Annotated in this window: 8 protein-coding genes; 4 read left to right on the forward strand and 4 right to left on the reverse strand. The window is 64.5% G+C overall.

The genetic code is table 11. The annotated features are described in order from the left end of the window. Positions 1–111 precede the first annotated feature (111 nt). The 4 genes from ACZ5TH_RS13790 to ACZ5TH_RS13805 all read left to right on the forward strand — a co-directional run bounded on the left by ACZ5TH_RS13790 (position 112) and on the right by ACZ5TH_RS13805 (position 4,538). Positions 112–987: a hypothetical protein gene (locus ACZ5TH_RS13790; RefSeq protein ID WP_464795567.1), complete on the forward strand. Its 876-nt coding sequence runs from the start codon at positions 112–114 to the stop codon at positions 985–987. 5 nt (positions 988–992) lie between these two features. Further along, positions 993–2,789 carry a cytochrome c3 family protein gene (locus ACZ5TH_RS13795; protein WP_464795568.1) on the forward strand — a complete coding sequence of 599 codons (1,797 nt, stop codon included), beginning with the start codon at positions 993–995 and terminating at the stop codon, positions 2,787–2,789. A gap of 16 nt (positions 2,790–2,805) precedes the next feature. Continuing rightward, positions 2,806–3,654 carry a metallophosphoesterase gene (locus tag ACZ5TH_RS13800; RefSeq protein ID WP_464795569.1) on the forward strand — a complete coding sequence of 283 codons (849 nt, stop codon included), beginning with the start codon at positions 2,806–2,808 and terminating at the stop codon, positions 3,652–3,654. Positions 3,655–4,013: 359 nt separating this feature from the next. Continuing rightward, positions 4,014–4,538, forward strand: a complete 525-nt coding sequence (locus tag ACZ5TH_RS13805; RefSeq protein WP_464795570.1) for a hypothetical protein — start codon at positions 4,014–4,016, stop codon at positions 4,536–4,538. A 404-nt stretch (positions 4,539–4,942) separates the two neighbouring features. Here ACZ5TH_RS13805 and ACZ5TH_RS13810 read toward each other — a convergent pair whose 3' ends face one another. Genes ACZ5TH_RS13810 through ACZ5TH_RS13825 form a run of 4 tightly spaced genes read right to left on the reverse strand, consistent with a single transcriptional unit; the run spans position 4,943 to position 14,050 of the window. After that, the gene (locus ACZ5TH_RS13810) at positions 4,943–8,911 is read right to left on the reverse strand and encodes an LVIVD repeat-containing protein (protein WP_464795571.1); all 3,969 of its coding nucleotides are present in this window, start codon (positions 8,909–8,911) and stop codon (positions 4,943–4,945) included. Then, complete coding sequence (locus tag ACZ5TH_RS13815; protein WP_464795572.1) at positions 8,911–10,749, reverse strand: hypothetical protein; 1,839 nt, start codon at positions 10,747–10,749, stop codon at positions 8,911–8,913. The genes ACZ5TH_RS13810 and ACZ5TH_RS13815 overlap by 1 nt, the downstream gene beginning before the upstream one ends. A gap of 2 nt (positions 10,750–10,751) precedes the next feature. Continuing rightward, the gene (locus ACZ5TH_RS13820) at positions 10,752–12,674 is read right to left on the reverse strand and encodes a heme-binding protein (RefSeq protein WP_464795741.1); all 1,923 of its coding nucleotides are present in this window, start codon (positions 12,672–12,674) and stop codon (positions 10,752–10,754) included. Between the two features lie 47 nt (positions 12,675–12,721). After that, the gene (locus ACZ5TH_RS13825; RefSeq protein WP_464795742.1) at positions 12,722–14,050 is read right to left on the reverse strand and encodes a multiheme c-type cytochrome; all 1,329 of its coding nucleotides are present in this window, start codon (positions 14,048–14,050) and stop codon (positions 12,722–12,724) included. Positions 14,051–14,194 lie beyond the last annotated feature (144 nt).

Consider the following 14,194-nt stretch of genomic DNA (forward strand, 5'->3'; position numbering starts at 1 on the left):
AAGAAGAGCCCTTCGACATTTGAGCGAGACGGGTGGCTCGCTTAAACAGGGCGAACGGATGAGAGCTTATTTCGATACGATCATGCTCCACACCAAAGCGAACGCCCTCTGATGGCCACACGCGCTACCTCCACCCGCCGCGTCAAAGGCGAAACCCTCCATGACGGGTTCCTGCGCCACGCCAATTTCCGCTGGCTGAAGATCGCTTGCCTTCTCTGCCTGCTCGTCATCGCCAGCTATCTGATGATCGACATCACGCCGCGCCATAATGGCGGCAGCTGGTACGGCTATACGCTAGGCACGATCGGCGTCGGCCTCATTCTCTGGCTCACCTTGCTGGGCCTGCGCAAGCGCGCCATGACGCGCGGCCGCTGGTCGCTCAAGGCATGGACGAGCGCGCATGTCTATCTGGGCCTCAGCCTCATCGTCATCGGCACGCTGCACACGGGCTTTCAGCTTGGGTGGAACGTTCATACGCTCGCCTATGTGCTGATGATGTTGGTGATCCTTTCCGGTCTGTTTGGCATCATCGTCTACGCGACGCTCCCCACAGCGCTCAGCAACAATCGGGCGGAAATGACGCAGGTGCAGATGCTGGAGGCGATCCGCGCCATCGACCGGCAGTTGCATGACGCCGCCCAGCCCCTGCCCCACGAACAGGCCAGCCTCGTTCGCCAGTCCCTTAATGACGATCCCTTCGGCGGCAGCCTGATCGCGCGTCTTTCGGGCCGCTACCCACGCTGCGCCACCGCCGCCGCGCAGGCGTCGCTGCGGCACTGGACCGGCGACCATCCGGATACGGGCAAGGAGCCTCTGGAAAAGGTCGATGCCCTGCTCGAACGCAAGCAGGCGATGCTCGCCCGCCTCCGCCGCCACCTGCGCTTGAAGGCGCTGCTGGAAATCTGGCTCTACGTCCATGTGCCCGCCACCTTCGCCCTGCTGGCCGCGCTGACCGCGCATATCGTCAGCGTCTTTTTCTACTGGTGAGCGCCATGAGCTTCACAGTCCGCCAGATCAGCCTGACCGCCGACGGTCGCGAGATCGTCCGCAGCGCGACGCTCGCAAAGCCGCAGCTCGCGTTGGGCCGCGCCTCCACCAACGACATTCACCTCCCCGACCTCGCGCTCGAACCCGATCACGCGCGGATCGAGCAGATCGACGCGCGCACTATCCGCGTGCGCGCCACCGGCACGCTGGGCTTCGATGTCGAAGGCCGCACCACCCGTTCGGCCGACATCGACACCGCCAAGGGCGCGGAACTGCGCTTCGGCGGCCACCGCATCACCGTCAGCGCCGAAGACGGCGCAACCATCCTCTCCATCCGCCGCGTCGATGCCGTGTCCGATGCGTCGGAGGAAAAGGAGGAGGCCCGCGTCTTCTCCCTCGCCCGCCTCGCCCCGCCCAAGCGCCTGACCGCCTGGGGCCTCGTGCTGGCCATCCTCATCGGCTTCCTCGCGATCCCCATCTACAGCTACGCCACCCGTCCGGCCGACGACATACGCAACATCTACAGCGTGAAGGGCGATGGCGCATGGTCATCCGGCCCGTTGAGCCAGGCGCACCACGCGCTCGAAGGCAAATGCGAGACCTGTCACCAAAAGGCGTTCGTCTCCGTCCGCGATTCCGCCTGCCACACCTGCCACAAATCCGTCCACGATCATGCCCCCGCCGCCCGCATCGCCATGGCGCGCGCGGAGCCGGGCGTTGGCGGCAAGTTCCTGAACCTCGTCGCCACGACCTTTGGCAAGCCGCCCGAAGGCGCCTGCGTCGATTGCCACCGCGAACATGAAGGCGCAGGGCCGATGCAGCCCGCACCGCAGGCTTTCTGCACAGACTGCCACGGCAGCCTCAAGGATCGGCTGAAGGACAGCAAGCTCGCCAACGCCAGCGACTTCGGCACGGATCACCCGCAATTCACCGCGCTCGTCCAATATAATCCCGGCAAGCACCCCAGCTTCACCCGCGCCTCCCTCGACGCCAAACCGATGGACGACAGCGGTCTCAAATTCCCGCACGACGTCCACCTGTCAAAGACCGGCGGCGTCGCCCGCATGGCCCGCACGCTGGGCGCGCAATCGGGCTATGGCGACGCGCTCGCCTGCAAGGATTGCCACCGGCCGACCGCCGACGGCGTGCGCTTCCTGCCCGTCGACATGGAGCGTGATTGCCAATCCTGCCACAGCCTCGCCTTCGAGACGATCGGCGGCACCGTCCGCACCCTGCGCCACGGCCAGCCCGATCAGGTGATAGCGGACCTTCGCGCCTATTACCGCTCCACCGCACCCGCCCAGCCCCTGTCGCTCGGCGGCATGGCCCGCCGCCGCCCTGGCGACTATGCGCAGGGCCGCGTCTATCACGCTTATTTCGGCGCGGCGGCCGCCCGCCCCTCCCGCGCCGACGACGCCATCCGCGCGGTCTTTTCCAAGGGCGGGGCCTGCTATGACTGCCACATCGTCACGGGTGGCGGAACGAGCTGGCAAGTCGCGCCCGTCAACCAGCCCATGCGCTACATGATGAAGGGCTGGTTCGATCATAAGGCGCACGCTACCGAGAGTTGCGAAAGCTGCCACGCCGCGCCCAAAAGCCATGACGCGCGGCAATTGCTGCTGCCCGGCATCGACAGCTGCCGCACCTGCCATGGCGGTGAAAAGGCGAAGGCCGATGTGCCGTCCGGCTGCGCCATGTGCCACAGCTATCATGTCGGCGACGGCGCGCCATGGACGCCCGCCGATCGCGCTGTCAGACGGGATCAGGCGGACAGGCCACGGCGTGCCGGCCGCGACGGGTAAGGGGGAGCTAAAGACCATGCTGATCGCCCAGATCACCGACATTCATCTCGGCTTTGACCCCGGCAATCCGGCGGAGCTTAACCGCCAGCGGCTCGATCAGGTGCTGCGCGCTCTGATCGACGGCCCCAACCGCCCGGACCTGCTGCTCGCGACCGGCGATCTGACCGAGCGGGGCGACCCCGAAAGCTACCGCGCCCTCGCTGAAGCCTTTGCGCAATGCCCCTTCCCGGTCTGGCCAGCCATGGGCAATCATGACGACCGCGCCAATTTCGCGCAGCATTTTCCCCACATTCCGCAGCAGGACGGCTTCGTCCACTACGCCATCCCGCTGGAAAGCCGCCGCATCCTGATCCTCGACACGCTGGAGCCCGGCCGCCACGGCGGCGCCTTCTGCGAAGCCCGCGCGGAATGGCTAAGCGCCCGCCTCGACGAGGATGCCGGAACGCCCACCCTCATCGTCCTGCATCATCCCCCGGTTGAAGCCGGAATCGAATGGATGAACACCCACCCGGACGAACCCTGGGTCCAGCGCTTCGCCGCCACCATTGCGAACCGCCCCAACATCGCCGCGCTGCTCTGCGGCCACCTCCACCGCACCATCACCGCGCCGTGGCAGGGCACGACCGTCGCCATCTGCTCCTCAACCGCCCCGCAACTCGCGCTCGACCTGCGCCCGATGGACGCGGACGCCCCCGACAACCGCCCGATGATCATCGCCGACGCGCCCGCCTATGCGCTCCACCGCTGGACGGAGCATGGCCTTGTCACCCATTTCGAGACGGCGGACGATCACGCCACATTGGCAAAGTTCGACACCGGCATGCAGCCGCTGGTCCGCATGCTGATGGATGAACGTCCGGCGTGACGGCGGCGTCCGCCAGAATCTGAGCAAGGCCGCTGCGCCCAACCGGATGGGGAGGGCGTGAGGAATGGACGCCCCTTGGGGCGCCATCACTTGTACAAGATGACGGGCTGGATGAGGGCCGTGTCGATCCGCATGACCTTTGGAGTTAGGGCGGATTGCGGACTTTCTCCCCTCCCGCAGGCGGGAGGGGTCGGGGGTGGGCTTAAGTAACATTCGCCTTGCTTTGCAGCGGCTCGCCGACTCCCTCCGCCACCCTTTCCACGTGCGGAGGGGCATGTCCCGATGGGGTGGCTAGTGGGCTGTCTGCTTGTATGCCGCACCTGTTGGAAAGCAGACGAGTTATCGTCTACGCTATTCCTATGAAACGTACTCCGGTTCTCGCGTCGGCAATCATCTTGCTCCTGCTGTGGGATGGGCTGGCACCAGTTAGGGCAGAACCGGCCAACGCCGAACACACGTTCCACACGCTCCCGCTGAGGTTGGCACAACCACAATGGCGACCACTGACTGGGCAACAAATAACGGCGTTGATTTCAGACCGCACCATAGTCATCGATACGACATACGAACCCTATCCCGGCGCAAAGGTGAATGCGATGTTCCGGGGCGGATGTCCGCCATATGAAACATTCTTCGCAGACGGGCGCTGGCAGATGGGAATGTGTCAACGAGCTTACCGCGTTTATGAGGGTCGCTGGATTACGGAAGCGTTTCGCGGTGGGGAAAGATTATGCGTTGACGCAATCGACCGTCCAAAGGAATGCCGGTTCGTCTGGCAAGGATCGACCGCCGACCAGATTGTTATGGCACTCGCGACACGGGCCGAGGTGAATGAATTGAACGAGGATTACAGCCCCTACAGGCTGACAAAAAGCCGGGAATAGGTGTCCCAGCTATGTCTGTTTCTGGTGCAAGCGCAGTTGGTTCTCAATGGCCACTAATGGTCATCAACAGCCGCTCTGCCTGTCATCTCCTCCGAAGGCCAAACATTGAAACCCTCTCGCCCTACTCCATCGTCCCCATCGCATTTCGCTCCCGAAACATGATAGGCTCACGCGCGGCCGTCGTCGGCGCCACGATCGGCGGCAGCAGGAGACCAGCCAATGGCCCGGAACGACGACGATCTGTCAGCGCTCGATGTGCTCATCGTCACCGCGCTTATCGGCCTCACCCTAAGCGTAGGCTGGAAACTGTGGGGATCGCTCTTTAGCTCATAGGTGCCCTAGCGGTTATCGCGAGGCTAACCCACAGATCGTGCAGCCGTGGTCGACCTGGCCGCACATCCCCCTCACCGCAGCAAAGGCGGCCGCCACGCCTTCATATCCACATCATCGCTGACCTTGTAGGGCACACCCTTCGACGTCAGGAACAGCCGCTCCATCTCGGGCCGGGTGAAGGGCCGCGATCCCAGTCGTCCGAATACGGCGATCTGCCCGCCCGTCTCATCCACCGCCCGGTCGCGCTCCAGCCCCTTGGACAGCGCCACCGCAGGGGTGGGCGTCCGCGCCCAGGCGATCAGTTCGGGCTTGGGCGCGGGGGAGAAGCCGTAGAAATTGGGCTGGCTCGCCGGGCTGGTCAGCTGGATCACCTTCATGCCGTTCCGGCCGTCCGCGACATAGGCGAAGAGGGAGGCGTTGGTGGTGCCGACGATGACATCCTCCACGTCCGTCATCTGTCCGCCGAATGTCTCCCTGGCATAGAGGCTGGGCTTCAAGGGATTGGTGATGTTGACGATTGCCAGTCCCTCCGCCTTCGCCGCGACATAGGCATAGGTGCGCGCCAGATAGATGCGGCGCGCATCCTTCAGCGGCACGGTCGCGGATGGCACGGCCACCGGATCGGTGAGCTTCGTCACGTCGAACAGTTTCAGCCCTTCGGCGTCGGTGACCCAGAGGTAGCGGAATTGGATCGCGCTCGCCCGCGCATCCTTCATCGGCCGAACGGCGGCGAGGCGCGGATGCAGCGGATCGCTAAGGTCCACCACCACCAGGCCAACGTCAGCCGTGATATAGGCAATCTGCCCCGCCAGCTGGATATGCCGCGCCCCGTTCAACACGCCATCGGGGTTCCAGGTGACGGCCCGCTTCAGGAAATTATTGCGGAACTCGCCATCGGCCAAGGTCTCGATATTGACCATGATCAGCCCCTCGACGCTGTCCGTCACCGCCGCATAGCTGTAGATCGGCAGGAAGGGCTGTTCCTGGTTGATCTCGCGCAGTTCCTTGGTGCTGCGCAGCGGGTTGATCGGCTGATTGGTCGGCAGCGCCATGCAGGTCGCATTCTTCGACGCCACGCCCGTATTGTGGCCGAGTTTCGAGAACGGCCCGCTCACGATCGGCTCGGAAAAGCCCTTGTTCGCGATCGACGCGACGTCATAGACGCGGAAGCCGCCCTTCCCTTCCGCCACATACATATATTCGCCGCGCAGTTGCAGGCAGCCGACGCGATCGCGCGTGCCCTTCACGACATTGCGGAATTCCTCGATCGGCTGCGTCTCGCCCGACGCCTTTTTGTCGAAGAATTTGCCCCGGACCCAGTTTTTCAGCTCGCGGCCATTCTGCTCGACATGCAGCTTCCAATAGTCGGGATAGGCATATTTCTGGAGGTAAGACCCGATCACCGCCTGCGGTTCGTCCCATTCGGTGACGCGGATCGCTTCGAACCCGCCTTCGAGGCCGGTCCAGGCATTGAGGCCGACGAAGTTCACGAAGTTCGTGCCGAGCAGCATCAGCTGCGACATGATCGCGTTGTTATCGTCCTTCGCCGACAGGTGGCAGTCGGAGCAGGTCTTCGTCTCGGTCTTTCGCACGGTATGCGGGAAGTGCGGCGCGAACGCCTGCGACGAAAAGCCGATGCCCGAAATCGGCGGCTGCTGGATATAGATGCGCTCGCGGTTGATGTTGGTCGATGACAGCACCAACGCGGACGTCGACCGGACAGGGGCCGTCTCATTCCCCTTGGTCGTCATATGCTTGCCGAGTTGGAACATCTCGTCGCGCGCGACCTGCGGGTTGTAGGTGGCGAAGTTGCGCGTTTCCTCCCCATCATAATGGTGGAGCGAGGTTTTCCAGTTCGCCTCGATCGGCAGGTGGCAACCGCCGCAGCTCGTCGTCCAGCTCAGATGACAGGTGAAGCAGGCCATGGAGTCATCGCCATGCGCGCGGTCTGCCTTCGCCACGCCGGGGCCGAAGGCGAAGCTGCCATCCTCCGCGCCCGATTTGCTCATCAGCTTGGCGCGCGCCGCTTTCGCATTGAAGTGCGGGTTGGCGGGATCGACGCTGTCCTTCACCAGCGACACTTCCCATTCGAGGTTGGGATCGACGATCGATCGCTGGATCAGCTTGCGCCGCCCGCTCGCATCGTAGAACCATTCGAACCGCCGCTTGCCATCCGGGTTGCGCAGCAGCGCCAGGTTATTCCCTTTGGGCGGTGCGGCCGGTCCCGAGGTCAGCAGCGTCGGATAGGCGTCCGCCGTGCCGTGGCAATCCTTGCACCCAATCTCGATCGCGTTTGCCACCTCGCCATAGATGAAGCCGTTGCCATGGCTGTCCTGCGCGAAATGGCAGTCGGCGCATTGCAGGCCCTTTTCGGCGTGGATGTCCATGAGGTGGACGGACTTGCCCGGATTGGTGCCGGGCTGGACGAACTTGTCCTCGCCCTTCTTGCGCCATTTTTCCGGATCGTCGTTCGACACGACCTTGCCGTCCGCATCGAGCAGATTGCCCTCACGGTCGCGCTTGAACACGCCGCGGAAGTTCCAGCCATGGCCATGATAGTCGGCGAACTGCGTATCCTTCGCCTTGTCATTGAGGTCATAGACGTTGCGCAGGAAATCGAGGTCGGCCCATTTGCCCTTCGGCCCCGCTCCTTCCGGGTTCCGCTCCAGCGTCTTGTGCACGTCGGCCGCGTCGGGATATTTTTGCTTCTCCGGCCACATCAGGGCCGCGTCGGACTCATAGTCCCACATGGTGTAGCCGAGATAGCTGTTCAGGAAGATATTGGGCTGGTGCATGTGGCAATTCATGCACTGCGCGGTGGGGATCGCGCGGGTGAAGGCGTGGCGGATCGGATGGCCGCTTTCCTTGACCGCGCCGATGGGATGGTCGGGCGTCTCGTCATGGGCACCCTTCAGCGCGCCATGTTCCATCTTGTTCGCGATGGTCGGATCGACCGTGGCCGTCTGCCCGTCGCGCCCATATGGCGCATAGGTCAGGCTGTGGCGCGGCTCGCGGTCATTGGCGTAGACGACATGGCAGCCCGAACAGCCCGAATGGCGGTAATCGCCCGGCTGATCATTGGTCCCCATGAACCACATATAGGGGTCGTTGAGCCGCGTCTTGTGCAGGTTCAGCACCGGGATCGCGACGCGCAGGCCCGTTCCCGGCCCACGGCTTGATTGCTTCAGGTCCGGCCGCCCCGGCTCCTCCAGCCGCTGGATGGCGCCGGTGGGATTGGGCAGGCCGATCTCCGCAAACTGCGTGGAGATATTGCGACCGCCGCGCTCGAACACGCGGAACACGTCGCCCGGCGGTGTCACCTGCCAGTTGGGGAGCGGATAGAGTTCGGCCAGCGCGCCGCGCGCCTTCTGCTCCGCGGTCAGCGTCCCCGGGGGCGATCCCGGCGAGACGATCTTCGCGGGCTTGCCATCCTTTGTATAAGCCTCGCCGAAGATGTAATTCTTATACGGCACGATGCCGTTATTATAGGCAGCCCCACCCCACAGCATCGCGCCCGACGCCATCAGCGATCGCTCCGCCGCCTCGATCGTCTGCATGTGGCATGATCCGCAGGCGTCGCGGGCCACGCGATAGTCGCTGGGGTTCACGAAGCGGACAAATTCGGGCGCTTCGCGGTTGAGCAGGGCATAGGTCCGCTTCGGGTTCGCCGAGGACGGATAATGCCAGCTTCCCGGATAGCGTGGCAGGACATGCGCCTTGTCGCGCGCCGCGACATAGGCGGGATCTTCGAAGCCATGGGCAGGATCGCCGCGCACCGTCGCGTCGCCGCCGTGGCAATCGACGCAGCCCAGCATCACCGCCGGGGTGGCGTGCATCGACGGCTCGTCGGTCTTGGTGTGGCAGCTGTAGCAACCGTCCGACTTGGCCGCGACCTGATCGGCGGTCTGGCTCATCGGCGCGGCGGATGTCTTGGCGTAAATCCGCTCCACCGGCTTCTCCGCGTCCGAGGCGTGGAGAATCACCACCGGCACCGTCATCGCGGCCAGGATCAGCAACAGAAAGGCGAAGAACGGCCGCATCAATAACTCAGGATCAGATTGCCGAGCACCGAATAATAATTCCGGTTGCGCTCGCTATTGGTGAAAAGGTCGCGAAATCCCGCCCCCGGCAGCAAAGTCGCGCCCGAAAGGCGAAACACGATATTCTGCGTCGCCTTGGGCCGCCAGATCGCGGCGGTGGACAGGTCCCAGCCGATAGATTTGGGGATGCTCCCCTCATTGCGCAAAGCCTGCAAGGTCGCGGTATTCTCAAACCACAAATGGTTGGCATTGGCCGACAGCCGCAGTTCCGGCAGCACGTCGAAATCCGCCCCCGCGCCGATCAGCATCGTGCCCGGATTGTTGAAGTTCGACTGGCCCTGCTCCTTCGAGGAGCGCAGGGAGTTCAATATGCCGTTGCGGCCGTTGATGCCGATGACGCGGCCGCCGCCTGCGAAGGGGATGGTCTGCCTGATCCAGTAGCTTGTGTCCGCTCCTGCAAAGACAGGGTTCTCGAAAATCGCGTCGAAGCCATTTTCGCGATTGTCATAGGGATCGCCATCCCCGCTCGCATACAGCCCCGACAGCCGGAACCGCATCCAATCCTTGTCGATGCTCGCCTCGGCAGCGGCAAAGAACGCCCTGATCTGCGCAGGCTGCGAGGTAAAGAAGCTGTTCCGATCCTCCCCTAATGCCCCGTAAACAGAAGCCGTCAGGTTCAACCGCCCGACCCGCCCATCGGCATTATAGCCTAGATAAACGACATCATAATCCCGCCCGCGCAGGTCGCCGAGCAAGGCAGGCCGCACAGGAAAGCCGTTATCGTCCACCTCGATCCGCCCGGCTTCGCGGTTCATATTGTAAACGGCGGTGATCTGGCTGGTCAGGCCCGGAATCAGGAAATCCTGCCGATAGAGATTAGCCAGAAACACCCAGTCCCGCCGAGGCGTCTGCACCACTGAATTCAGGCCCGAATTGGTATCCTTCTCCAGCCGCCAGAAGGCAGCGAGGTTGAACTGAAAGCGGTTATTATCCCGATTCCCAAACAGCCGGATGCCCAGCTGCTGGTCGTTGAACAGGAAGCCGCGAAAATCCGACTGGAAAGGCTGGATGCCCACACGGATCGACCGGAAGTCATAGCGATCCGAAGTATTCGCCAGATGATAATCGACGAACAATTCCTGCACGCCCAGAAAATGGTCGGTGCGATGCGACGGCTGCGACGGCTCCACGAACAGCACCCGCCGTTCGGGCACATTCACATGGTTGATATTATAGGCCAGCGTCAGCCGATATTCGATCTCCGGCGGCTTGAACGCGGTCGATCCTTTGATTAATGCCACCCCGCCGATGAAGGTCTGGCTCAGCACATAGCTCGCATCCTTGCCGAACACATTAATGCTGCCCGGCCGCTCGGTCGTCTGGACGCCGACGGGAATGGGAAAGGTGCGCGGTTCGATCACCGTGTCGCTCACCGCATTGGCGACGAAGAACCAGTCGTCGCCCGTGATCGGCAGCCACTTGACCTTCTCGCGGTTGATCGGCCGGTCGCCCTTCAGCGTGTTCTGGCCATAGGGGTCGAACCAGCGTTCCTTGACCACGCCGAGCGATTCAATCAGCCGCCAGCGATCCGGGATGGGCACCTGATCGACCGGAAAAGCCTCGGGCGGCGGCGCGCGCACGGCTCCCGCATTATCCTGAGTCACTGCTTCGGGCAGCGGTGCTTCATAGCCCGGCCGCCGCCTGCCCTCGATCGACTGGTCATCGGCACCCACTTCGGGCGCGTTCAATAGCTCTTCCCAATTGTCCGGCGGAGGCGGAGGCACGGGCTCGCCCGGCTGTGCCAGCGCAAACAGCGGCAGGAAGGCGGCAAGTCCCATCGCTAGAGGCCCTGACACACATTTTGCGACCCACTGTCGAGGAACGGCGCAAAGGGACAGCTCACATAACGCAGCCGCACCGAGGCATTGCCCAGGTCCACGACGATCTGATCCGCCCGGATCGCGGCAGGCGCATTACCGATGCCGCCGCCCCTCTGCCCGCCATTATGCGCGCCCAGGAAGCTGATCATGTCGTCCTGATCGATGCCGTCGCCCGACACCCCGATCGCGCCCACCAGCACGCCACCGCGATAGATAGGCACGGAGCCGGGGAAAATCTGAACGCCGTTCTGGATGCGATTGCCCGCGCCCACGCCGGTCACAGCCGAACAACGCTGCGGCGTATCGGTCGCACTCGCGCCCGTCACAAAGCTAAGATGCGCGGCCAGATCGCCCACCACCAGCGCCGACTGCAGCCCGGTCGAGAAGGGATTGAACTGCGCGATCGGGCGGGAGAAAGGCCCATTGGGACGCCCCACTTCGCCATCGGGGAAATAGGGGCGCGACAGATTGCCATTTGCGCGGTCGGTAAAGGCATGGGTGCCCGTCAGCGCCGCCGGATCATTGAGGAAAGTCCGCGCCTTGCCCACGAACGCCGCCACATCCGCGCTGCTGCTCGCCAGCAGGTCCGGCCCCGCATGCGCGCCCGAGAAAAACGCTGCCGTCCGCGCCTTCTGCAAGCTCACATCAGTGCCAAAGATCGGCGCATCGGGCGACCGCACGATCCCCAGCGCTGCGCCCCGCGTATCCACGACACTGATCGTCACCTGCGCCCGGCTGTCCAGCGGCTGCCTGATCTGCGCCCGCGCCCGGCTCATGATGGTGAAGGCTTCCTCCAGCACCGCAGTCACCTCTGCGGCGGAAAGCGGCTGCGCGACATCCCCGGCATCGGTCGCCGCCCGGATCGGAAAGCGGTTACTCCCCGACCCATCGGTCAGCACGAAAGCGTCACGATTGGAAAATTCCGCCACCCGCGAAGCGCGCACGCCCGAAAGCTCGCTGCCATAGGCGACCCCCGCCAGCACCATCGGCGCAGGATCGCCATAATAGCCGCGCACCGCCACCAGCGACCCGGCGCTGCCGTTGATCGCCGCAAAGCTGGCCGAGCCGCTCGCCATCAACCCCGCATAGGCCGCATCCGAATAGCGCAGCGAAGTCCCGTCCACGAAAATGCGGTTGGCCCGGATGCTCTCCGGCGCCTCGAACCCCAGCGTCCCGGCCAACGCGATATATTCTTCCGGATCATTATCCGTGTCGGTGACATCAGGGTCCGATCCATAAACCCCGTCCGCCATCACCCCGACGCCGCCGACAACGACGCCATTCTTGTAAAGCGGAAAGCCACCCGGATCAGCCGCCAGCCCCAGCGGCGACCGCTTCGGCCCGATCATCGCTTGTGAACCCGACGACATATAACGCGCCGACAAGTCCGAACAGGGCAGCTGGCTGAACTGCACCCCGAACAGCGGCCCGCTCTCCAGCCCCACCGTCCCCGGCGCGGGCGGGAAATGCTCCTGCACGATCATGCTCGCCGTGCGCGTCGAAAAGGCATTGCCCCCGCTCGACAGATAGGCCCCGGTGATCGCCTTGCTGATCGCTCCAGCCTCGGCCGGGACGGTCAGATTCTGCGCGTCGATATTCTGCCCGTTAGGCGCCGCGCTGGTCGTTGCGCTCGCCCGCGCGCCGTTCATGCGGAATACGGCCAGCACGTTACCGACTCGGTCTGTAACCGCGATGACTGCTGGCAGGCTCCGCGCCTGCGCCTCAGCGGTCGCATGCGCTACGACATTCTCCACATCGGCGACGGTTAGCGCCTCCTGCGCCGGATCGGCATAGAGGCGCGTCGGCGTGGGCGTCGGGGTCGGGGTGGGCGACCCGCCGCTTCCGCCACTGCTGCCGCCGCCACCGCCGCAGGACGCCAGCATTAACGCCGACAGCGCCGCGAACGCGCTCAATCTGTGCCGCAATCCGCTCACCGCAATGCTCCGATACTGCGCGCCGCGCTGCCCAGCGCGCTGCGGAAGGTGGCGGGTTGATAGCTGTTGGGCTCCTTGACCGCTGCATAGGCGCGGTTGACGTCCGCCCGGATGCCTGCCGCTGCGCCCACAGTCACGCGGCCCGACTTCACCATGGAGTTGAGCAGCGTATCGACCGCCATCACCGCCTGCACCGACCCTTCATAATCGGTGAAGCGCGGGCTGATCGCTCCCCCCGCAATCTCACTGACGATGGCGAACGCCATATCGCCATTCATCTTTGCCCCCGCAAATCCGTTGGCCAGCGCTCCCGCGCTCGCCGCCAGCTTGCCCGCTGCCGCAACCGCCGCGCCTCGGTCCCGCGCAATCGCCGCATGAAACGCCTTGCTGTCCGCATCGAACCGCGCCGCCGCGCCGGGCGCGATCACCTTGGCCGCCGCCGACAGCATGATCATATTCTCGTCATTGAAGGGCGGCATCCCCGCCGGGATCGGCCGTCCGGGGTTCGCTTCCCACGTCTTGCTCCGCTCCGCCTGGTCATAAATGCGCCGGTGGCAGCTCTGGCAGTCGAAGAAGTAGAATTCGGGGAAAGCCCCCTCCGTCCCCTTCGCGCCCGCATAGAGGGTCAGTGCGCGCTGCACCGCCATCGCCTGACCCACCGCCCAGAATTTCAGACCGTCGGTCCGCCCCTTGCGTCGCGCATAGTCGGCATCCTCGTCATGATGCGCCTGCATGGAAGAGAAGAGGTCGAGTTCAAACGAGACGCGGGGATGCCCCGCCGCCATCATGCGGTGATCGACGAACTGCCCCGGCCGGTCGCTCCCAAAATGGCAATCGAGACACACGGCAGCCCGCGCCTGGGGCCGGTCCAGCAGGATCATCCCCGCCGCCAAATTGGACGCATGGCTCGCCCCGACGGCATAGTGCGACGCGATCCAGCCGCCCGCCGCGCCGTGGCACGCTTCGCATCCGACCCCATCGCTCGCGAGCAACCGCGCGCCGGTTGCCGCCGCCGGAGTCGAATGGCATCCAAGGCAAGCGGGCGCCGCCGTCGCATCGCCCAAACCCAGTGTCGCCGCGATCTGGCGCCCGCGCGTGCCGCTCAGCACCGCAAAAGCGCGACTATGCGCGCCGCCGGGGCTGGAAGGCTCCTGCCAGCGCATCAGCTCATCCTGGCGCACGACCTTGCCGTCGCCTTCCATCCGCCCGTGACAGGTAGAACCCGCGCAGGAGGCAACGCCGGTAAAGCCGCGCGTAACGGGCGCCGCATCAGCCGCCCCCCGGCCGCCCCCCGGCAAGGCGCACAGCAGCAGCACGAGCAGCATCGCCGCGCCCAGCACTACCATGCCAGCCGCCCGCCTGCTCACTCCATGGCTCCTGAAGCCCCCCATTCACACGCCCCCTTGCGCGCGACCGCTCTAGCCGCGTCCGCGCCACCCTTTCAATCCCGTTTCTCTTGATCTTTCCGC

The organism is Sphingobium sp. TomTYG73, from assembly GCF_055394245.1.

Bases quoted from the DNA above. Each gene is read 5' to 3' on its own strand.
- ACZ5TH_RS13790 (WP_464795567.1), top strand. From the start codon at position 112: ATGGCCACACGCGCTACCTCCACCCGCCGCGTCAAAGGCGAAACCCTC.
- ACZ5TH_RS13795 (WP_464795568.1), top strand. From the start codon at position 993: ATGAGCTTCACAGTCCGCCAGATCAGCCTGACCGCCGACGGTCGCGAG.
- ACZ5TH_RS13800 (WP_464795569.1), top strand. From the start codon at position 2,806: ATGCTGATCGCCCAGATCACCGACATTCATCTCGGCTTTGACCCCGGC.
- ACZ5TH_RS13805 (WP_464795570.1), top strand. From the start codon at position 4,014: ATGAAACGTACTCCGGTTCTCGCGTCGGCAATCATCTTGCTCCTGCTG.
- ACZ5TH_RS13810 (WP_464795571.1), bottom strand. From the start codon at position 8,911: ATGCGGCCGTTCTTCGCCTTTCTGTTGCTGATCCTGGCCGCGATGACG.
- ACZ5TH_RS13815 (WP_464795572.1), bottom strand. From the start codon at position 10,749: ATGGGACTTGCCGCCTTCCTGCCGCTGTTTGCGCTGGCACAGCCGGGC.
- ACZ5TH_RS13820 (WP_464795741.1), bottom strand. From the start codon at position 12,674: ATGCTGGCGTCCTGCGGCGGTGGCGGCGGCAGCAGTGGCGGAAGCGGC.
- ACZ5TH_RS13825 (WP_464795742.1), bottom strand. From the start codon at position 14,050: ATGCTGCTCGTGCTGCTGCTGTGCGCCTTGCCGGGGGGCGGCCGGGGG.